The 20,897-nt window shown below is 64.5% G+C and carries 15 protein-coding genes; 8 read left to right on the top strand and 7 right to left on the bottom strand.

The window, feature by feature from the left end; translation table 11 throughout:
* Window positions 1–59: 59 nt before the first annotated feature.
* On the bottom strand, window positions 60–428 hold the full coding sequence (locus tag CAG22_RS00810) for a response regulator transcription factor (protein WP_075046733.1): 369 nt from the start codon (window positions 426–428) through the stop codon (window positions 60–62).
* Window positions 425–1,417, bottom strand: a complete 993-nt coding sequence (locus tag CAG22_RS00805; RefSeq protein WP_085588758.1) for a response regulator — start codon at window positions 1,415–1,417, stop codon at window positions 425–427. The genes CAG22_RS00810 and CAG22_RS00805 overlap by 4 nt, the downstream gene beginning before the upstream one ends.
* A 238-nt stretch (window positions 1,418–1,655) precedes the next feature.
* Here CAG22_RS00805 and CAG22_RS00800 point away from each other — a divergent pair, with 238 nt between their 5' ends.
* Window positions 1,656–6,704 carry an ATP-binding sensor histidine kinase gene (locus CAG22_RS00800; RefSeq protein ID WP_085704018.1) on the top strand — a complete coding sequence of 1,683 codons (5,049 nt, stop codon included), beginning with the start codon at window positions 1,656–1,658 and terminating at the stop codon, window positions 6,702–6,704.
* 116 nt (window positions 6,705–6,820) lie between these two features.
* Here the strand turns inward: CAG22_RS00800 and ycaC (CAG22_RS00795) are convergent, their stop codons facing one another.
* Both ycaC (CAG22_RS00795) and CAG22_RS00790 read right to left on the bottom strand, forming a co-directional pair.
* Window positions 6,821–7,447, bottom strand: coding sequence for an isochorismate family cysteine hydrolase YcaC (gene ycaC / locus CAG22_RS00795; RefSeq protein ID WP_004375560.1), 627 nt, complete (start codon window positions 7,445–7,447; stop codon window positions 6,821–6,823).
* Between the two features lie 73 nt (window positions 7,448–7,520).
* Complete coding sequence (locus CAG22_RS00790; protein WP_084785302.1) at window positions 7,521–7,883, bottom strand: helix-turn-helix domain-containing protein; 363 nt, start codon at window positions 7,881–7,883, stop codon at window positions 7,521–7,523.
* A gap of 180 nt (window positions 7,884–8,063) precedes the next feature.
* On the opposite strand from CAG22_RS00790, the gene CAG22_RS00785 reads away from it, so the two are divergent.
* From CAG22_RS00785 to CAG22_RS28430, 4 genes are all read left to right on the top strand, one after another.
* Window positions 8,064–9,038: a GlxA family transcriptional regulator gene (locus CAG22_RS00785; protein WP_085588763.1), complete on the top strand. Its 975-nt coding sequence runs from the start codon at window positions 8,064–8,066 to the stop codon at window positions 9,036–9,038.
* 242 nt (window positions 9,039–9,280) lie between these two features.
* Complete coding sequence (locus CAG22_RS00780; RefSeq protein WP_025341083.1) at window positions 9,281–11,068, top strand: monovalent cation:proton antiporter-2 (CPA2) family protein; 1,788 nt, start codon at window positions 9,281–9,283, stop codon at window positions 11,066–11,068.
* A gap of 510 nt (window positions 11,069–11,578) precedes the next feature.
* The gene (locus CAG22_RS00770; RefSeq protein WP_085601142.1) at window positions 11,579–11,872 is read left to right on the top strand and encodes a hypothetical protein; all 294 of its coding nucleotides are present in this window, start codon (window positions 11,579–11,581) and stop codon (window positions 11,870–11,872) included.
* Between the two features lie 157 nt (window positions 11,873–12,029).
* Complete coding sequence (locus tag CAG22_RS28430; protein ID WP_170929251.1) at window positions 12,030–12,608, top strand: PBECR2 nuclease fold domain-containing protein; 579 nt, start codon at window positions 12,030–12,032, stop codon at window positions 12,606–12,608.
* A gap of 196 nt (window positions 12,609–12,804) precedes the next feature.
* Here CAG22_RS28430 and ycaC (CAG22_RS00760) read toward each other — a convergent pair whose 3' ends face one another.
* Entirely contained in the window at window positions 12,805–13,434 is a 630-nt protein-coding gene (gene ycaC / locus CAG22_RS00760) for an isochorismate family cysteine hydrolase YcaC (protein WP_013974760.1), read from the bottom strand.
* Between the two features lie 280 nt (window positions 13,435–13,714).
* Here ycaC (CAG22_RS00760) and CAG22_RS00755 point away from each other — a divergent pair, with 280 nt between their 5' ends.
* The 3 genes from CAG22_RS00755 to CAG22_RS00740 all read left to right on the top strand — a co-directional run bounded on the left by CAG22_RS00755 (window position 13,715) and on the right by CAG22_RS00740 (window position 17,692).
* A complete protein-coding gene (locus CAG22_RS00755; RefSeq protein ID WP_075046740.1) occupies window positions 13,715–14,626 on the top strand; it encodes a LysR substrate-binding domain-containing protein in 912 nt (303 codons plus the stop codon).
* Between the two features lie 203 nt (window positions 14,627–14,829).
* Window positions 14,830–16,092: an OprD family porin gene (locus CAG22_RS00745; RefSeq protein WP_085704013.1), complete on the top strand. Its 1,263-nt coding sequence runs from the start codon at window positions 14,830–14,832 to the stop codon at window positions 16,090–16,092.
* A 1-nt stretch (window position 16,093) separates the two neighbouring features.
* Window positions 16,094–17,692 (top strand): MFS transporter, encoded by a 1,599-nt coding sequence (locus CAG22_RS00740; protein ID WP_085704010.1) that lies wholly within the window; start codon window positions 16,094–16,096, stop codon window positions 17,690–17,692.
* Window positions 17,693–17,860: 168 nt separating this feature from the next.
* Here CAG22_RS00740 and CAG22_RS00735 read toward each other — a convergent pair whose 3' ends face one another.
* Window positions 17,861–19,702 carry an amidohydrolase gene (locus CAG22_RS00735; RefSeq protein WP_038410295.1) on the bottom strand — a complete coding sequence of 614 codons (1,842 nt, stop codon included), beginning with the start codon at window positions 19,700–19,702 and terminating at the stop codon, window positions 17,861–17,863.
* Window positions 19,703–20,077: 375 nt separating this feature from the next.
* Window positions 20,078–20,896 (bottom strand): alpha/beta fold hydrolase, encoded by an 819-nt coding sequence (locus CAG22_RS00725; protein ID WP_025341089.1) that lies wholly within the window; start codon window positions 20,894–20,896, stop codon window positions 20,078–20,080.
* Between the last annotated feature and the right edge of the window lies 1 nt (window position 20,897).

Below are 20,897 nucleotides of genomic sequence, written 5' to 3'. Positions count from 1 at the left end.
CCAAAGCCTGTGCAGCCCCTGTGGGAGCGGGCAAGCCCGCGAAAGGGCCGACACAGGCATCACTGGCTGCCCAGCAAAGCATCTTCAACCACCTTCAGCAGCACCTCTTCAGAAAATGGCTTGCCCAGGCAGACCAGCGCCCCAAGCGCCATCGCCGCCCGCACCGCCCCTTCATCCCAATGCGCCGACATGCAGATCACCGGCAAACGCCACTCCAGCCGGGCCAGTTCGCGCTGCACCGCCAGCCCGCTCATTCCAGGCATCCTCAGGTCGAGCAGCACACACCCCGCTTGCCGCGCCAGTGCCGAGGCCAGGAACAGGTCCCCTGCAGCAAAAGACAAGGTCTCGAAACCTGCCGAACGCAGCAGGTTGGCCAGGCTTTTGCGTACCGACGCATCGTCGTCGACGATGCACACCGCTCTGCTCATGCGCCGCTCAGGCCCTCAGGCTGCGCCCCGATGACGTTGTGCATGGCCACCAGCTCCAGCAGCGAGCGGGACTGCATCTTGTTCATGATGTTCTTCTTGTGCACCTTGGTCGTCACCTCGCTGGTGCCGATCTGCTTGGCGATCTGCTTGTGCGACAGGCCGCCAACCACCAGCGAGAACACCTGGCGCTCGCGCTGGGTCAGGCGCTGGTACTTTTCCTCGACCTGCCGCGCATGGTGCCACCTGCGTCCTTCGGCCACGGCACGCGTGCGCACCGCCTGCAGCAGTGTCAGCAGCTGGTCTTCGTCGAACGGTTTGGTCAGGAACTCCACGGCCCCGGCACGCATGGCCTGGACAGTCATGGGGATGGTGCCGAAGCCGGTCATGAACACGATCGGCCAGGGCAGCGCCAGCCGGCGCAGCGCGTCTTGTACCTCCAGGCCACTGGTATCGGGCAGGTGCATGTCCAGCAACAGGCAGGCATAGGGGGTTTCCAGGCGGGCCTCGAACAACGCCTCGGCACTGGCGAACAAATGATGCGGAATGTCCTGCGAGCGCAGCAGGCGGCCCAACGCCGTACGCACCGACGGGTCGTCATCCACCACCAGCACCGGCACGTTCAAGTGCTCATCGAACAACTCGACAGTGTCGGCCACGGCGCATAGCGGCGATTTGCCCAACGCCTCGCCAGGCACCTCGAGGCTGACCTCGGCGGCCAGGCGATAGCCCCGGCGCGGCACGGTCTGGATCAGGCCACGGTCGCCAAAGGCCTTGCGCAGCAAGGACACCTGCACCTGCAGGTTGTTGTCCTCGACCACCGTGCCGGCCCACACCTGGCTGAACAGCTCGTCCTTGCCGACCACCCGGCCCTTGGCCTTGATCAGCGTCGCCAGCACCTCGAAGGCACGCCCGCCCAACAGGATCGGCTTGCCATCAACAAAGGCTTCGCGCCGCTCCAGCGACACCTGGGCATTACCTATTCGGATCATGGCTTCCTCGCGCGGGCATGGGCGTTTCCCAGCCCCGGGCAGCCTAGGCCAGCGTACGCCTTCAGACAATTATCCCGAGGGATAGGTTGGCCTGAGGACTATACAAAAGCCCGCCAGCCCCCAGGGGACGATAACGGACAACAGCGTGCCCGTTCCTGCCAAGCAGGCTGCAGGCCGCATCCGTGCTGGGCCCGCTGCGTATACTCGCGCGTCAGGATGTCGCTAGCAGGGGTGCCTTATGCTCGATGAACGCCTTGCCCACAGGCCCATCGATTACGACCAGTCCGTCGACGAGGGCTGGCTGAACCGGTGCGACATCAGCGCGTTGGGCCAGGAAGGTGAGCTCAGCTACTTCCGCCTGCGCGACCCTGCCACCCACCAGGCCTGGATCGCCGTGCGCGCCCCGCGCGAGGCCCCCGCCGCCTGCCAGCGCCTGGAACGTGACTACCGCCTGCAACTCGACCCGCAGTGGGCGGTGGTCCCCTCGGCGTTCGTGCGTTCGGCCGAAGGCCCGCTACTGGTGTACCCGGCCGGCCGCTCCATCGCCGACCTTATCGCAGAAGGCCCAGCAGCCCTGACGCCGTTTCTCGAGATTGCGGTAAACGCGGCCACTGCCTTGGCCCAGGCCCACGAACGCAATGTGCTGCACGGCGCGCTGCAGCCCGAACATGTGTGCCTGCACACCAACCAGCGAGTGCGGCTGGGCTGCTTTCGCGCCGACCCGGCGGAGCAGATCAGCGAACAGGGCACTGCGCTCGGCAACTGGGCATACCTGGCGCCGGAACAGGTCTGCCCGCACGGCAGCAGCAGCGACCGACGCACCGACATCTATGCCCTTGGCGCGATCCTCTACCAGCTACTGCTGGGCGAATTGCCGCTGGCCGGACGCGACACCCAGCACTGGCGCCAGCTGCATGCCGGCGTGCAGCCACGAGCGGCCTGCGAAGTGGACAGCAATGTGCCGCAACCGCTCAGCCGGATCCTGGCCAAGGCTTTGGCCAAAGAGCCGGACGCCCGCTACCAGAGTGCCCGCGCCCTGGCGGTGGACCTGGCCCATTGCCAGCGGCAGTGGGCCGCCAGCAAGTCCATGGAGGCCTTCGAACCAGGCTGTGCCGACCCGGTCACGCCCGACCGCGCACGCCTGTATGGCCGCTGCGCCGAGCAGAAGGCCATCGCCCTGCTGCTCAAGGCCCTGCGCCGTGACAGCAAGCCACAGGCCCTGTTCATCAATGGGGCTACCGGCATGGGCAAGTCGAGCCTGGTCGAGGCAGCACTCAAGGCCAACGCCCAGGGTTACTGGGCCACCGGCAAGTGCAACGGCGTTGCCCAGGCCGTGCCCTACGCGCCCTGGGTCGAAATTCTCGGCGCGCTGACCACCCAGTTGCTGGCCAAGAACAGCCAGGACCTCGACACCCTGCGCCGCGAGATCCTGCGCCGCATCAAAGGCCACGGCCGGCTGCTCGGCAAGCTGGCGCCAGACCTGCAGCTGGTCCTCGGCCCCTTGCCCGAGTTGCCGGCCAAGCCCACGCGCCTGGCGCTGCAGAAGGAGCTGCGGGCGATCGTAGAATTCCTGCAGGTGTTCAGCCGCCCCGGCCAACCGCTGGTGCTGTTCTTCGATGACTTGCAGTGGGTCGACGACGCCAGCCAGCAACTGCTGGCGCAACTGCTGGCTCACGCGCCCGGCAACCTGTTGCTGATCTTCGCCCGGCGCAATGATGCGCCAGCCAGCAGTACACCCCTTGCCCTGCCTGCAGCGGTGCGCAGCACCACGCTGAACCTGCGGCCCCTGGCGGTGGGCGCGGTGACCGAGCTGATCGGCGAGCGCTACCACGTCGGCCCCGAGGACGCATTGCAGGTGGCCGAGCTGGTGCACGACAAGACGGCGGGCAACCCGTTCTTCATCAATCAGATTCTCCGGGCCCTGGTCGAGGACCAGCTGTTCACCTTCGACACCCAGGCCATGCGCTGGTCATGGTGCCTGAAGGCCGTGGCCCGCCACCGCTATTCCGACAATGTCGCCGACCTGATGATCCACCGCCTGGCGCGCCTGCCAGAGCCGCAGCGCGACCTGCTGCGGGTGGCCAGCGCGGCGGGCAGCCGCTGCGATGAACGCCTGCTTCAGCAGGTGCTCTCTCAAGTGCCCGGCGAACCGTTGAAAGCCTTGATTGGCGCGGGTTTCCTGCAATCGGGCCAGAACGGCCTGGGCTTCGCCCATGAGCGGGTGATGGAAGCCGCGTACGCTCTCACGCCCGCGCGCGAGCGTGCCCAGCTGCATGCACATATCGCCCTGGCCATGCGCCAGGCCTGGCCGGGGCGCCTGCACGAGGCACTGTTCGAGCTTGCCAACCAGCTGCAACGCGCCAACCCATGCGGGTTTGCAGCAGATGACTGCGAAGCGTTCCTGCAGCTTTTACGCGAAGCCGCAGCACGCGCACGCGACGGCGGCGCTTTCGAACAGACAGCTGGCTACCTGCACACGGCCGAGCAGTTGCTGCACCACGGCGCAACGCTGGAAAGCCGCGCCACGCATGGCTTTGCCATCGCCTGCATGGCCACCGAGTGCGACATGCAACTGTCGCGAATGATCGCGGCCGAGGCCCGCATCACAGAATGCCGCCAGCGCGCTCGCTCGGCGTTGGACCAGGCGCGGGTGTGCCGCCTGCAGGCGCTGCTGTACACCTTGCGCGGCGACTATCAGGCGGCCATCGACAGCGCCATATCCGGCCTGGACTTGCTGGGTATAAGCCCGGTGCGGGGTGTCGACTGGCAACAGGTCGAGGCCAGTCATGCCCATGTACAGGCCTTGGTCGAACAGAAAGGCCGCCACTGCCTGGAGTCGCTGCAGCGCACCGATTCTGAGGAAGTGACGGTTGCCATCAGCCTGCTGGCCACCCTGTCGTCATCGTTTTTTGTAAAGGACGACATCTGCTTCCTGCACCTGGCCAAGCTCATGGAGCTGTCGCTGCTGCACGGCGTCGCCCCGGGCAGCACCTACGGCATGGCCTGGTATGGGGTGATGATTGCCGAACGCTTCGGCGCCTACCATGATGGCCATGCTTGCTGCCTGGCTGCGCTCAAGCTGATAGAACGGCACGGTTTCGACGCTGACTTGACCAGCGCGCTGCTGGCCCTGGACCAGGTCAGCGCCTGGACCTCGCCCATGGAGTTCGCCCGCCGTACCGCGCTGGATGCGGTCGACTCAGGGCGCGTGAGCGGTGACCTGGCGATGAGCTGCTATGCCTGCAACCACCTGGTTTCCGATTCGCTGTTCATGGGCCGCTACCTGCCGGACGTGGTGGAGGAACTGGCGCAAGGCCTGGCCACCGTGCGTCACTACGGTTACCGCGACATCGAGCAGATCCTGCAGGCCCAGCAAGCGTTCGTCGCCAAATTGAGCGGCACGCCCTGCCCGGCCTCGGCCGCAGCCTCGAAATCGCCCACCACGCGGTTCTTCCAGTACCTGATGGCCGGCATGTGCGACTTCTACCTGGGCAATATCCCGCAGGCCATGCGCAACCTGGCACTGGCCGGCGACAACACCTGGGCGGTACCGGCGCACATCAACCTGGCCGACTATCACCTGTTCCGCGGCCTGGCCCTGGGCAGCCCCGAGGCCATTGGCAGCCTTGCCGACAAGCTGCGCGAGCTACACGCCCTGCGCGAGCGCTTCCGCCGCTGGGCCGGCTTCAACCCGGCCACCTTCCGCAACAAGCTTTTGCTGATCGAAGGCGTGATCGCCAAGCTCGAAGGCGACGGCCTGGCCGCCATCCGCTGCTTCGACCAGGCACAGATCGCCGCCACCGCCGCCGGTTTCATCCACGAGCAGGCGCTGGCCCACGAACAGCTGGCCGAGGTATGCATCCCCAGCGGCCTGATCTCTGGCGCCAACCTGCACCTGCGCATCGCCCGCGACTGTTTCCATATCTGGGGCGCGACCGGCAAGGTGCACCAGTTGGAGGCTTTGCACCCGTTCCTGCGCACCCAGCCGATCCAGGAAAGCCACCGCGCCACCCACCAGGCCAAGCTCGACCTGGAAGCCGGCATCGAGGCAGCACGGGCGCTGTCCGAGGAAGTGCTGCTCGAGGGCCTGATCGAAACCCTGATGGGCCAGCTGACCCAGCATTCCGGCGCCGACCACGGTGCGCTGCTGATCGTCAGCGGTGCCGAATTCCAGATGGCGGCCCTCGCCTACATCGACGACGCCGGGCTGCACGTGAGCATGGACGACTGCCAGAAGTTCATGACCCAGGCGCCGCTGTCGATCATCAACGCCACCATGCGCACCAAGAAGCCCCTGGTGCTCAACGATGCCCAGAGCGACTGCCCCGAGGCCTTCCGCCAGCAGTTGCAGGCACGCAAGGCCCGTTCGGTGCTGTGCCTGCCGCTGGTGATCCAGGGCGTGCTTATCGGCCTGGTGTACCTGGAAAACCGCCTGGTACCGAACCTGTTCGGCAGCCAGCGCCTGGCCATGCTGGAAATCCTCGCCTCGCAGGCGGCAGTGTCGCTGCAAACCGCCAAGTTCTACACACGCCTGGCCGAAGACAACCAGACCCGCGCCCAGATGGAGGCCGAGTTGCGCCGCTCCCGCGCGGAGTTGGCGCGCACGGCGCACCTGCAGGTGATGAACGAGCTGTCCGCGTCCATCGCCCATGAGATCAGCCAGCCGCTGCTGGGCATCGCCTCCAACGCCGCTGCCAGCCTGCGCTGGCTGAAGCGCGCCAAGCCCGACCTGGAAGAGGCGATTGCCGGCCTGGAAGACATCCGCAACGACAGCGAACGGGCCGCCAACATCGTGCGTGCGCTGCGCTCGCTGGCAAAGCAGTCGCCGATGCAGTTCAAGGTAGTGAAGCTGGACGAACTGATCCGCGAAGTGGTGCGCCTGACCTCGGCCGATGCCGCCAAGGGCACGGTGGACGTGCAGATGCGCTTGCAGGCGGGGGTGAGCGTGATGGCCGACCCGGTGCAGTTGCAGCAGTTGGTGTTCAACCTGATTACCAATGGCCTGGAGGCACTGGCGGGGTATCGCAGCGATGGGGTGCTGCGGATTGCGTCGGCGGTGGTCGGGGATGGGGTGGAAATCTGCGTGGACGACAACGGGCCGGGGATTGCAGCGGATGAGCGCGAGCGAGTGTTCGATGCGTTTCATACCACCAAGATCGGCGGCATGGGGATGGGCTTGGCGATCTGCAACTCGGTGGTGCAGGCCCATGGTGGGCAGTTGCAGGCGCTGGTGTCAGAGTTGGGGGGGTGTCGGGTTCGCCTCACTCTGCCTGTGAATCATTCTTAGCCTGTTCCGGCCTCTTCGCGGGCACGCCCGCTCCCACAGGAACCGTGCAGCTCTCAAGCTGTGCGCTATCCCTGTGGGAGCGGGCGTGCCCGCGAAGGGGCCGGGACAGGTTTACATCAACGGGCGCTCAGGGCCGCATAGCTGTTCATCAGGTTGCGGTAGTTGGGAATGCGCTGCGACAGCAGGTTACCCAGCCCTTCGATGTCATTGCGCCAGTCGCGGTGCAGCTCACAGGCCACCGAGAACCAGTTCATCATCTGTGCGCCCGCCTGGGTCATGCGCACCCAGGCCGCCTGCTGCACGGTTTCGTTGAAGGTGCCCGAAGCATCGGTTACCACGAACACTTCAAAACCTTCCGCCAGCGCCGACAGGGTCGGGAACGCCACGCACACATCGGTCACCACGCCAGCGATGATCAGCTGCTTGCGGCCAGTGGCCTTGATCGCCTTGACGAAGTCTTCGTTGTCCCAGGCGTTGATCTGACCAGGGCGGGCAATGTACGGCGCATCCGGGAACATCTCTTTCAGCTCGGGCACCAGCGGGCCGTTCGGGCCTTGCTCGAAGCTGGTGGTGAGGATGGTCGGCAGGCCGAAGAACTTGGCCAGGTCGCCCAGGGCCAGCACGTTGTTCTTGAACTCGTTGGGCGAGAAGTCCTGCACCAGCGAAATCAGGCCGGTCTGGTGGTCGACCAGCAGCACCACGGCGTCGTCTTTGTTCAGGCGCTTGTAATCGGGTTGGCTCATCGGGGTGACTCCTTGGGTTGGGAAAACGAGCCGGCACTGTCCACAAGGGGCTATACCGGCGGATAGGTTCGGCTTAAGGATGGGCCTGCGCCTGGCGCCAGGCCTTGGGCGGCTGGCCGACCAGGCGGCTGAAGGCACGGGTGAAATGGGCCTGGTCGCAGAAGCCGCATTCCAGGCTCACGTGGGTGATCGGCGCCTCGGTGGCGAGCAGGCGCTTGGCCTTTTCCATGCGTGCCAGCAGGCGCCAGGCCTGGGGCGAGAGACCGGTGTTGACCTTGAATGCACGGGAGAAGTGGCTGCGGGTGAGGTTGCATACCCCGGCGATTTCGATGATCGACAACGGGCTGTGCAACATCAGTTCCTTGGCCCGGCGCAACCGTGCTGGCGTCAGGGCGCCGGGGGGTTGCAGCGGTGCTTGGGGCGTCCCGGGGTGCATGGCGACTCTCCTGTTCAATGCAGAAAGTCTCGCCCCCGGCACATGACAAAGTCCTGAGCCAAACCTGAATTGTTGTTAATTGCGCGCTGCTGGCCCTGGCGGTTTTACCGATACCTTAAGATGCGTTTCGTATTCAGCTTCAGGCCGCCAGTGGCGGCCGGCATTCAAGGCAAAAGAGCCATGCAGGAAAAACCCGCCCACCGCACCGTGGCCATGGTGCTGTTCAATGATGTGCTGTTGCTGGACGTGACCGGGCCCATGGACGCGTTTGCCATTGCCAACCGCTTCCTTCCTGCCGAGCGGAAGTACCGGCTGCTGACCCTGGCCGAAGGGCAGGCAGCGGTGCGCGGCTCCTGCGGGTTGAAAGTGGTAGCCGACCTGCGTCTGGAGGACTTGCCGGAAGCCGTCGACCTGTTGCTGGTGCCAGGCGGCCCGGGGGCCTATGACATCGCCCTGCCAGGCATCGAGCGCTGGCTGCCCCAGGCCGTGCGCCAGGCCAAACGCTTTGGTGCCATCTGCACCGGGGTATTCTTGCTGGGCCGGGCCGGGCTGCTGGGCGGCTATCGCTGCACCACCCACTGGAACTACGTGGAGCGCCTGGCACAAGCGTTCCCCGAGGCGAAGGTCGAGACCGAACAGATCTACGTGATCGACCGCTGCCTGATTACCTCGGGCGGGATCACCGCTGGCATCGACCTGGCACTGGCGGTGGTGGCCGAAGACCACGGCAAGGCGCTGGCCCTGGAAGTGGCCAAGGTGCTGCTGGTCGCCCGCCATCGCCAGGGCGGGCAGACACCCTACGGGCCACTGCTGGCGGCTGTACCGCGGGATGATTCGCCGATTGCCCGGGTGCAGGCGTATATCGTCGACCATATCGAGCAAGCCTTCACCGTGCAGAAGATGGCCGACCTGGTGGCCATGAGCGGGCGCAACTTCGCCCGCACCTTTCAGCGCGAGGTGGGCATCACGCCGCTGCAGTACTTGCAGAATGCACGCATCGACCGCGCGCGCAAGCTGCTGGAAGGCACCGACCTGCCGTTGAAGGTAGTGGCGGCGCAGTGCGGGTTTGGCAGTGACCGGCATTTGCGCAAGGTGTTCTGCGAGCGGATTGGCATGACGCCGGCGCAGTATCGGGCGCAGTTTGGTGGCAGTTGAGTATGCGGATTTCCTGTGCCGGCCTCTTCGCGGGTGAACCCGCTCCCACAGGTGTTGCGCAGGCTTGAAGACACCGCTGTACCTGTGGGAGCGGGTTCACCCGCGAAGAGGCCAGCACGACTGTCACCTGGTTCAGGACAATGTGTCTTCCTCACAGCAGATTGTCTGACTCCATCTCAACCCCCAGAATTGTCCGCCAAACTGATCTAACGCTGCCCCGGCAGCTCATGGAGTACGAGCCAATGCCACACGAAGGCAGCCTTCTGCAAACCGCGGTGATCTTCCTGCTCGCCGCTGTCCTCGCCGTCCCCCTGGCCAAGCGCCTGCACCTGGGGGCCGTGCTCGGTTACCTGCTCGCCGGCGTGATCATCGGCCCGCAGGCGCTGGGCCTGATCCGCGACACCGAAAGCGTGGCGCACATTTCCGAGCTGGGCGTGGTCCTGCTGCTGTTCATCATCGGCCTTGAGCTGTCGCCCAAGCGCCTGTGGCTGATGCGCAAGTCCGTATTCGGCGTCGGCACCGCCCAGGTGCTGCTGACCGGTGCGCTGATCGGCGCCATCGCCCTGTTCGGCTTCAGCCAGACGCTACCGGCGGCCATCGTGCTCGGTCTGGGCCTGGCGCTGTCGTCCACCGCCCTTGGCCTGCAGAGCCTGGCCGAAAGCAAGCAGCTCAACGCCCCGCACGGCCGCCTGGCGTTCGCCATCCTGCTGTTCCAGGACATCGCCGCGATCCCACTGATCGCATTGGTTCCGCTGCTGGCCGCCAGTGGCCCGGACACCAGCCACGGCGACAGCCTGGAGCATGGCCTGAAGGTGTTCGCCAGCATCGCCGTGGTCATCGTCGGTGGCCGCTACCTGCTGCGCCCGGTGTTCCGCACCGTGGCCCGCACCGGCCTGCCGGAAGTGTCCACCGCCACCGCGCTGCTGGTTGTGATCGGCACTGCCTGGCTGATGGAAGAAGCCGGCATTTCCATGGCCCTGGGTGCCTTCCTCGCCGGCCTGCTGCTGGCCGACTCGGAATACCGCCACGAGCTGGAATCGCAGATCGAACCGTTCAAGGGCCTGCTGCTGGGGCTGTTCTTCATCAGCGTCGGCATGGGCGCCAACCTGCGCCTGCTGTTGGAAATGCCTTTGGTGGTGCTGGGCCTGACCCTGCTGCTGGTGGCCGTGAAGCTGGTACTGCTGATCGGCGTCGGGCGCCTGGCCGGTGGCCTGAACAGCGCCAGCGCCCTGCGCCTGGGCATGGTGCTGGCTGCCGGTGGCGAATTTGCCTTCGTGGTGTTCAAGCTGGGCAAGGACCAAGGCTTGTTCGACACCCAGACCTACGACCTGCTGCTGATGACCATCACCCTGTCGATGGCCATTACCCCGCTGCTGATGATTGGCTGCGCCCACGCCCTCAAGCGCCCGCAACCGGCGCGTGAAGTGCCGGAGCATTACAAGCAGATCCAGGCTGACACGCCACGGGTGGTGATTGTCGGCATGGGCCGCATGGGCCAGATCGTCGCGCGCATCCTGCGGGCACAGAAGATTCCGTTCATTGCCCTGGAAACCTCGGTGGACACCATCGAAATGACCCGTATGTTCGAACAGGTACCCGTGTTCTACGGCGACCCGCTGCGCCCCGAGGTGCTGCATGCCGCCAAGGTGGGCGAGGCGGAATACTTCATCATCACCATCGACGACCCGGAAGCTGCCATTCACACGGCGGAACGGGTGAAACGCCTGTACCCGCACCTGAAAGTGCTGGCCCGCGCGCGTAACCGCCAGCATGTGCACAAGTTGGCGGATGTCGGCGCCGAGCCGATTCGCGAGACGTTCTACTCCAGCCTGGAGATGACCCGCCGGGCATTGGTGGGGTTGGGGTTGAGCGAGGCGCAGGCGGCGGACCGGATTGCGCGCTTTACCCAGCATGACGAAGAGGTGCTGGTGGCCCAGGGGCAGGTGCGTGATGACCGGGCCAAGGTGATGCAGACGGCCAAAGAGGCCCGGGCGGAGTTGGAGCGGTTGTTTGATTCGGATGCGGATTGAGGGTTGGCGCATCGATTCAGGAAGAGGGCTCAGGCCCTCTTTTGTATTTTTGGCGTGAGATTGTCTGGGTCCGCTGCGCGGCCCTTCGCGGGCACGCCCGCTCCCACAGGTACTGCACCGCATGCCAGGCTTGCGCTATTCCTGTGGGAGCGGGCGTGCCCGCGAAGGGCCGCGCAGCGGACCCAGTGCACAAAAATATCAGCAGCGTCCTACTTCGTTGCGAGCCCTTTCCTACTCAGCCATACCATCTGACGAATTATCCTATGCACCGTGTCGACGCCCGTCTGATTGTCCGGGGAAAGCCTGCTCTCTAGGCTTGCCGGGTCGCTGTCGGTTCAGCGATCGGGTGTGGAAACCCGTCTGGTCTGAGGTGCTGTCTTCAATGGCAGCTGTGCGCGGGAGGCCGTATGGCCTACCGGGTTGCCTCCGACCGGTTTTCCACCCCGCGTACAACTGCCACCCTTCGTGTGGAAACGGATGGTTGCAGGACAACCTTGTGAGGTCACTGCAATGAAAAAAATTGTCCCCAATCCACCTCTTCCCGACACCAAAGAGCGCGCTTTCAGCCGCTGCGATGCCGGCCATCCACCTTTGTTCACAGTAAACCCAGGCGTCTCTGCCCACGACGCCCTGGTTCATGTCGCCCAGTACCTGCGCGGTGCCTACGACTGTGGCTACAAAGCCCTGGAACACCTGGATGAAACCGGCAAGAGCCTGTTCTGGAGCAACCTGAATGCGCTCGAAATGGCAGAAGGGTTGGTTGAGGCATTGCTGGATGGGATTGAGTCGCAGCCTGTAAGTTGAAGTGCATTGCATTTGCACAGAGCAGGCTGCGGTAACCGGCCTGCTCCGCCTCAATATAGGAAACGCCCTACAAAACGGGTCAATCCCCGTCTGATTGTTCGAGGAAACCCTTCTCCCTAGGCTCACTTGGCCGCACTGATCGCAGCCAGGTATCGCATTGAGCCCCAACAACCCCACCGCGAAAGTCGCCGAGAAAAAAGGCCAGAACACTTGGCTGGACGAACAACTACCCGACCTCAGAACGCTCGCGCGTGAATGGCGTACACGGGCTATCGAAGAATTGGCTGCTGCCGATTCGCATGAAGCAGCAATCGAACTTGCTGCGCAGCATCTGGGTTTGAACAGTGAAGAAGCCAGCGTAGTAACCGTCATAACTCCAATGGGCGACATCCAGATTCAACGCAGTTGTATCCATCACATCGTCGAGAAGCGACAAGACGCCCGGGAACGCTATGTAAAAGTAGCTCTGGATACGCTGATCGGACCATTTGAGGTATGGCAGGTCGCCTACACCAATGACACCTACAGGCTGGCGTTCATTGGCGTGTACGAGACCAAGCGGCAGATACTGGTGGTCGTGACACTCGATAACGGCAAAATGCTGTGGAATTTCATGCAGTGCGATGCAAAGGCACTGAATAAGCATCGCCACGGCAAACTGCTCTACAAGCGGTACGCTTATCTGCCGAGCAAAGAAAAGGGCCACTGTCACCAGTGGCCCTGTGCTCGTGCTTGATATTCATATACACACCCTCAAGCCGGGGTGTGGAGGTCTCACCCGACGCTGATGATTCAGCCATCGACGGGGTTCCTACACCAGCTATTGCCGCTGAATGGCAGCTGGTTTCGCGCTCAGGTGAAACGCTAACAACACTCCTGGACCAAGTCAACGATGGCCCCCTTGCGGAAGCCATCCATCAGATTACTTGGTGTTACTTACCCGCAGTCAGCGCGTTGTAGCTGGTAATCAGGTTGCGATAATCCGGAATGTGGTTGGAGCACAGCGCCGCCAGCCCTTCGATGTCGTTGCGCCAGTCGCGGTGCAGCTCACAGGCCACGCCGAACCAGGTCATCATTTGCGCGCCGGCGCGGCTCATGCGGTCATGGGCAGCATCGCGGGTCATTTCGTTGAAGGTGCCAGAAGCATCGGTCACCACGAACACTTCGAACTCTTCTTCCAGGGCCGACAGCGCCGGGAACGCTACACAGACCTCAGTCACCACGCCAGCAATGATCAGCTGTTTCTTGCCAGTGGCCTTCACCGCCTTGACGAAGTCTTCATTGTCCCAGGCGTTGATCTGGCCTGGGCGGGCGATGTACGGGGCGTCCGGGAACAGGGCTTTCAGCTCTGGTACCAGCGGGCCGTTGGGGCCTTGCTCGAAGCTGGTGGTGAGGATGGTCGGCAGGTTGAAGAACTTGGCCAGGTCGGCCAGGGCCAGTACGTTGTTCTTGAACTTGTCCGGCTCGATGTCACGGACCAGGGACAGCAGGCCAGCCTGGTGGTCGACCAGCAGGACAGCGGCGTCGTCTTTGTTCAGGCGGTTGTAGGTGAATTTGCTCATGGTCCGTGCTCCTAAGGGTTATGAATTTTTCAGCATTCGGGGGTGTTTCGCGTTGATGGGCACAGATTAAAATCACCACCTTTGTGGCGGTAGATAGCAGAATTTGGCTTTAGCGTTCCGTTTTATGAACGATAGATTGGCGCTGGATTTACTGGCCTCTTCGCGGGCACGCCCGCTCCCACAGCTACTGCACTGGCTTTGAATCTTGTGCGATCCCTGTGGGAGCGGGCGTGCCCGCGAAGAGGCCAGTACAGGCAGCCAACAATCCGGAGACCGATCATTGGAAGACCTCAACTCCCTCTACTACTTCACCCAGGTAGTCGAGCACGGCGGCTTCGCCCCGGCTGGCCGGGCGCTGGACATGCCCAAGTCGAAGCTAAGCCGGCGCATCGCCGATCTCGAAGACCGCCTGGGCGTGCGTCTGCTGCACCGCACCAGCCGCCATTGTTCGCTCACCGAGATCGGCCAGGCCTACTACAACCGCTGCCTGGCCATGCGCGTGGAGGCCGAGGGCGCGGCGGAGATCATCGAGCGCAACCGCAGCGAACCGCGCGGCCTGGTGCGTATCAGTTGCCCGACCACCCTGCTCAATTCCTGGGTCGGGCCGATGCTGACCCGCTACATGCTCAAGTACCCGCAGGTGGAGCTGTTCATCGAGAGCACCAACCGCCGCGTCGACCTGCTGCACGAGGGTTTCGACATCGCCCTGCGGGTGCGCTTTCCACCGCTGGAGAACACCGACATGGTGATGAAGGTACTGAGCAACAGTACCCAGTGCCTGGTCGGCCAGCCGCAGTACCTGGAGCAGTTGCCCAAGGGCTTCGACCCGCAGCTGCTCGGCACGCTGCCGAGCCTGCATTGGGGCAGCGCCCAGCGTGAGTACCAGTGGGAGCTGTTCCAGGGCGAGGACAGCAGCCGCAGCATCGTCATCCCGCACACACCGCGCATGGTGACGGACGACCTGTTCGCCCTGCGCCATTTCGTGGTGGCCGGGGTGGGTATTGCGCACCTGCCGCGGGTGGCGGTGCGTGAAGACCTGGCGGCGGGGCGGCTGGTGGAGTTGTTGCCGGAATGGCACCCGCGTTGCGGTATCGTGCATGCGATCTTCCCGTCGCGGCGGGGGTTGCTGCCGTCGGTGCGGGCGCTGATCGATCATCTGGCCGAGGAGTTTGCGATCAGCGACATGGCTTGAGTTCTGGGTTGGCTGTACCGGCCTCTTCGCGGGCTCGCCCGCTCCCACAGGTATTGCACAGGGTTCAGAGCCTGCGGTGAACCTGTGGGAGCGGGCGAGCCCGCGAAGAGGCCGGCACAGGCAAGACCAGCCAGAGCACACACATACAAGACCCCTGGCCTATCCTTCATCCACATTCCCGGATCATCCCTCCCGGAGCCCTCATGATCCGCGCCACTCACGGACCAGGCCGCGCCCTGCTCGCCACCCTCGCCCTGTGCCCGGCGCTCAGCCAGGCCGAAGAGCCCGGCTGGTCGCTGCTCAGCCGCAACTACTTCCTGCACAGCGACTTCCGCTCGCCCTCCGGCAGTGGCCAGAACTACCGCCAGGAATGGGCTCAGGGCTTCATTGGCGAAATCCGTTCCAGCTTCACCGAGGGCGCACTCGGCGTCGGCATCGATGCCCATGGTTTTCTCGGCCTCAAGCTGGACGGCGGCCGCGGCCATGCCGGCACCGGCCTGATGCCGCGCGACAGCGATGGCCGCGCCGAGTCCGACTACTCCAGCGCCGGCGCCTCACTAAAGCTGCGCCTGGGCAACACCCAACTGCGCTACGGCGAAATGACCGTGGAAACCCCGGTATTCGACACCAGCGACAAACGCCTGCACCCGGAGTACGCCACCGGCTGGTTCCTGGACAACACCGATCTGCCCGACTGGCGCCTGCAGGCCGGGCACTTCACCGCCTTCAACAACCAGGACAACAGCTCCAGCCATGATGACTTCAGCGGCTACGGCGCTACCACCGACAACCGTGCCATCAGCCTGGCGGGCGCCGCGTTAGCACCCGACGGGCCATTCGGCGGCGCACTGTACGCAGGCCAGCTGGAGGACACCTGGCGCCAGGCCTACCTCAACCTGAACCTGGCCGAGGGCAACTGGCGCCTGGACGGCAACCTGTACAAGACCCGCGACACCGGCAATGCCAGTGCCGGGGCAATCGACACCCTCGCCTACAGCCTGCTGGCCAGGTACAGCTTTGGCGCCCAGGCGCTGAGCCTGGCCTACCAGAAGGTCGAGGGCGATACCCCGTTCGACTTCGTCGGCGGTGACTCCATCTACCTGGCCAACTCGATCAAGTACGCCGACTTCAACGGCCCCGGCGAGCGCTCGTGGCAACTGCGCTACGACCTCGACTTCGCCACCCTCGGCGCCCCCGGCCTGAGCCTGATGGGCCGCTACGTCAGCGGCCGTGGCATCGACGGCAGCCATGCCCCGGCAGGCGGCGCCTATGTGGGCCAGTACGGCGACGGCGGCAAGCACTGGGAGCGCGACATCGACCTGAAATACGTGGTGCAGTCGGGCGCCGCCAAGGACCTGAGCCTGTCGATTTCCCACGTCAGCCACCGCGCCAACCAGGCCCAGGCCGGCGATGACATCGACCGGATCTACCTGATCATCGAATACCCACTCAAAGGCAGCTTCTGACATGAGCACGACCCCTTCAGGCGCCTGGAGCCCGTTGCGCAACGCCACCTTCCGCATGCTGTGGATCGCCACCATCGCTTCCAACATCGGCACCTGGATGCATGAGGTGGGCGCCGGCTGGCTGATGACCACGCTGTCGGCCAGCCCGCTGCATGTGGCCCTGATCCAGGTAGCCGGCTCGCTACCGATGTTCTTCCTCGCCCTGCCGGCCGGCGCGGCGGCGGATATCGTCGACAAGCGCCGCTACCTGTTGCTGGTGCAACTGTGGATGTCTTCGGTGGCCGTGGTGCTGGCGGCCCTGACCCTGCTCGGGCTGATGAACGTCACCCTGCTGCTGGTGCTTACCCTGGCGTTGGGCATCGGCACGGCACTGATGATGCCGGCCTGGAGCGCGCTGACACCGGAACTGGTGGGCAAGGACGACCTGGCCAACGCGGTGGCACTTTCCAGTGTCGGTATCAATGTGTCGCGCGCCATCGGCCCGGCTTTGGCGGGCGTGGTGGTGAGCATGGTCGGCCCGTGGCTGACCTTCGCCCTGAATGCCATCTCGTTCGCCGGGGTGATCCTGGTGCTGTTCCTGTGGAAGCGCGAGGTGAAGGAGCCACTGCTGCCGGCCGAGCGCTTCGTCGGCGCCATGCGCACCGGGCTGCGTTTCGCGCGCAGTGCCAAGCCCTTGCAGGCGGTGATATTGCGCGCCTTGGCATTCTTTTTCTGCGCCAGCGCCGGCACCTCGCTGCTGCCGTTGATCGTGCGTGGCGAGATGCATGGCACCGCCGCCGATTTCGGCCTGCTGCTGGCGGCCATCGGCATCGGCGCGGTGGCCGGCGCCACCTTGCTGCCACGCCTGCGCGAACGCATCAGCCGCGACCGCCTGGTGCTGCTGGCCAGCCTGCTGTATGCCCTGTTCTTGCTGGCCCTGGCGCTGGTGCGCAACTTCTATGTGCTGCTGCCGGCAATGCTGCTTAGCGGCGCGGCGTGGATTGCCGTGCTGTCCAACCTGCAGGTGGCGGCGCAGACCTCGGTGCCGGCCTGGGTACGGGCGCGGGCGCTGTCGGTGTACATCCTGATCTTCTTTGGTGCCATGGCCGGTGGCGGGTTGCTGTGGGGCACGCTGGCCAGCCATGCAACCATCACCTTGAGCCTGCTGCTGGCCGCAGGAGGCCTGGCACTGGGCACGCTGCTGACTTGCAAGGTGACGCTGCCGGAAACCGCAGCCGAGGAGCTGACGCCGTCACTGCATTGGCCGGTGCCGCTGCTGAGCGACGCCATGGACAAGGAAAGCGGGCCGGTGATGGTCACCGTGGAATACCACATCGACCCGGCCAAGGCCGAGGCGTTCCAGCAGGCAGCGCGGGAGCTGGAGGCGATGCGCAAGCGCAATGGCGCGTTGTCGTGGGGGTTGATGCGCGACAGTGCGGACCCGGCGTTGTGGCTGGAGTTCTTCTTCGAGGAATCGTGGCTGGAGCATTTGCGGCATCACCACCGGGTAACCCGGGGTGAGCTGAAGATCGAGGCCAGGGTGCGGATGCTGCAGACCGATGGAGTGGAAGTGAAGATTCGGCATCTGTTGGCTGGAGCTGAGCACAAGGCTCACCATTGATGTTGGTTTTTCCGGCCTCTTCGCGGGCTCGCCCGCTCCCACAGGGATCGCACAGAGCCTGAGGGCTGTGATGTACCTGTGGGAGCGGGCGAGCCCGCGAAGAGGCCAGCACTGAAGGAACAAAAAAGGGGGGCCAATAACTGGCCCCCCTTTTCACATCAGCTCAGCTTAGAAAGCAAAGCACGAACAACCCAACGCCCCCCAGAAGCCCTGGAAGTCATTCACCGGCACATTCGAATGCCGTGCCTTCTCATGGCTGTGCGCATGCACCCCGCAAGGCCCGACACACTGGTGCGCCACCGCTGCCAGCGACGGCGTGCCCACGCGCCAGTGGCCGGGCACCTTGGTCACCGGCGACCACTCCGGCAGCACTGGCACCTGGGGCGGGCCAAGCTTGTCGAATTCCGCCGCGCCATACACCACCTTGCCGTCGACCACCGTCAGCACCGACTCGATGCCCTTGATCGCCTCTTCATCGACACTGAAGAAGTCCAGCGACAGCGCCGCCAGGTCGGCCAGCTGGCCCACCTTGATCTGGCCTTTCTTGCCCTGCTCGCTGGAGAACCAGGCGCTGCCCTGGGTGAACAGCTGCAGCGCGGTGTCACGGCTGAGGCCTTCCGGGTACAGTTCCATGCCACCGACGGTCTTGCCGCTGACCAGCCAGTACAGCGAAGTCCACGGGTTGTAGCTGGACACGCGGGTGGCGTCGGTACCGGCGCCCACCGGCACGCCCATGTCGAGCATGCGCTTGATCGGCGGGGTCTGCTCGGCGGCCTTGGCACCGTAGCGGTCGACGAAATACTCACCCTGGAAGGCCATGCGGTCCTGGATGGCGATACCGCCGCCCAGTGCACGCACACGCTCGATGTTCTGCGGGGTGATGGTTTCGGCGTGGTCGAAGAACCACGGCAGGCCATTGAACGGGATGTCCCGGTTGACCTTCTCGAACACGTCGAGCATGCGCGTGATCGATTCGTTGTAGGTGGCATGCAGGCGGAACGGCCAGCGCTGTTCGACCAAGTGGCGCACCACCGGCTCCAGCTCTTGTTCCATGGTTTGCGGCAGGTCCGGGCGCGGTTCGAGGAAGTCCTCGAAGTCGGCGGCGGAGAACACCAGCATCTCGCCGGCGCCATTGTGGCGCAGGAAGTCGGTACCGCTGTGCAGCTTCACGCTGGAGGTCCACTTGCGGAAGTCGTCCAGCTCTTCCTTGGGCTTCTGGGTGAACAGGTTGTAGGCAATGCGCACGGTCAGCTGGTTGTTGTCGGCCAGCTCCTGGATCACCTGATAGTCGTCCGGGTAGTTCTGGTAGCCACCACCGGCATCGATGGCGCTGGTCAGGCCCAGGCGGTTGAGCTCGCGCATGAACTGGCGGGTGGAGTTGACCTGGTATTCCAGCGGCAGCTTCGGCCCCTTGGCCAGGGTGGCGTAGAGGATCATCGCGTTGGGGCGGGCGATGAGCATGCCGGTCGGGTTGCCGAACTTGTCACGCTGGATCTCGCCGCCCGGCGGGTTGGGCGTATCCTTGGTGTAGCCGACGGCCTTGAGCGCGGCGCGGTTGAGCAATGCGCGGTCATACAGGTGCAGCAGAAATACCGGGGTGTCAGGCGCGGCCTGGTTGATTTCTTCCAGGGTGGGCATGCGTTTTTCGGCGAACTGGAACTCGTTCCAGCCGCCGACCACGCGCACCCACTGCGGGGTCGGCGTACGCGCGGCCTGGTCCTTGAGCATGCGCAGAGCATCGGCCACCGAAGGCACGCCTTCCCAGCGCAGCTCCAAGTTGTAGTTCAGGCCACCACGGATCAGGTGCAGGTGCGAGTCGTTCAGGCCAGGGATGACCGTGCGCTGCTTGAGGTCGATGATCTGTGTTGTGGCGCCCTTGTGGGCCATGGCTTCGGCGTCGTTGCCCACGGCGATGAAACGGCCATCCTTGATGGCGACGGCGGTCGCGGTGGGCTTTTCACGATCAACGGTATGCAGTTTGCCGTTGAACAGAATCAGATCGGCGGTCATGGAACCTCCTTGGGTGGATGCGTGAGCGGAACCGGCGGAACCGGTAAAAGGCAATGCGGACCAGAGCGCGCCGGCGGCACCGAGCACGGTACTGGTGGCGAGGAACTGGCGACGGGTCTTGTCGTTGCGGTCCTGGGACATGGGGTTCTCCGTCTGGTGCGGCAGCGGGCAGGCGCAACTGCGGAGCATGCCGGTTGGTGTAGGGGCAAGGCTTGGATGGATGTGCGGTGGGTGGTTGAAGGTTAGCCCTGTTCAGCATTTGTGCTGCCTGGGCTGGCCTCTTCGCGGGCACGCCCGCTCCCACAGGTACTGCACAGCATTTAAAACCTGTGATTTCCCTGTGGGAGCGGGCGTGCCCGCGAATGCCTCCCACAATTACTGCTGAAGGAACGCCAGCAGGTCCTCGTTCAGTTGCTGTGCATGAGTCACCGCAAACCCGTGCGGCGCCCCCGCGTACACCTTCAGCTCAGCCCCGCGAATCAGCTCCGCCGCCTGCTTGCCGGTGCTCTCGAACGGCACGATCTGGTCGTCGTCACCGTGGATCACCAGGGTCGGCACATCGATCTTGGCCATATCCGGACGGAAGTCGGTTTCGGAAAACGCCGTCACGCAATCCAAAGTGCCCTTGATCGATGCCATCAGCGCAATGTTCAAGGTCTGGGTCTGCACCCCCTGGGACACCTGCTGCCCATGGTTGATGCCATAGAACGGCGCGGCGAAATCGGCGATGAACTGCGCCCGGTCGGCACGCAGGCCGGCGCGGATACCCTCGAACACCGACAGGTCGACACCTTCAGGGTTGTCGTCACGCTTGCCGAACACCGGCGTCACCGCGCCCAGCAGCACCAGCCCGGCCACCCGCTCGCTGCCGTGGCGGGCGATGTAGCGGCTGACGTCGCCGCCACCCATCGAGAAGCCCACCAAGGTCACGTCGCGCAGGTCGAGGTGTTCGATCAGCTGGGCGATGTCATCGGCGAAGGTGTCGTAGTCGTAGCCATTCCATGGCTGGCTCGAACGGCCGAAACCACGGCGGTCGAAGGCGATGGCGCGGTAGCCGCGGCTGGCCAGGAATTCCATCTGCGAATCCCACATGTCGGCATCCAGTGGCCAGCCGTGGCTGAACAGCACAGGTTTGCCGCTGCCCCAGTCCTTGAAGTAGATCGAAGTGCCATCGCGGGTAACGAACGTGCTCATG

The organism is Pseudomonas sp. B8(2017) (assembly GCF_002113575.1).
Taxonomy (GTDB): domain Bacteria; phylum Pseudomonadota; class Gammaproteobacteria; order Pseudomonadales; family Pseudomonadaceae; genus Aquipseudomonas; species Aquipseudomonas putida_Z.
Note: the sequence above shows the minus strand (reverse complement) of the source record. Positions and strands in the feature narration are given on the sequence as shown.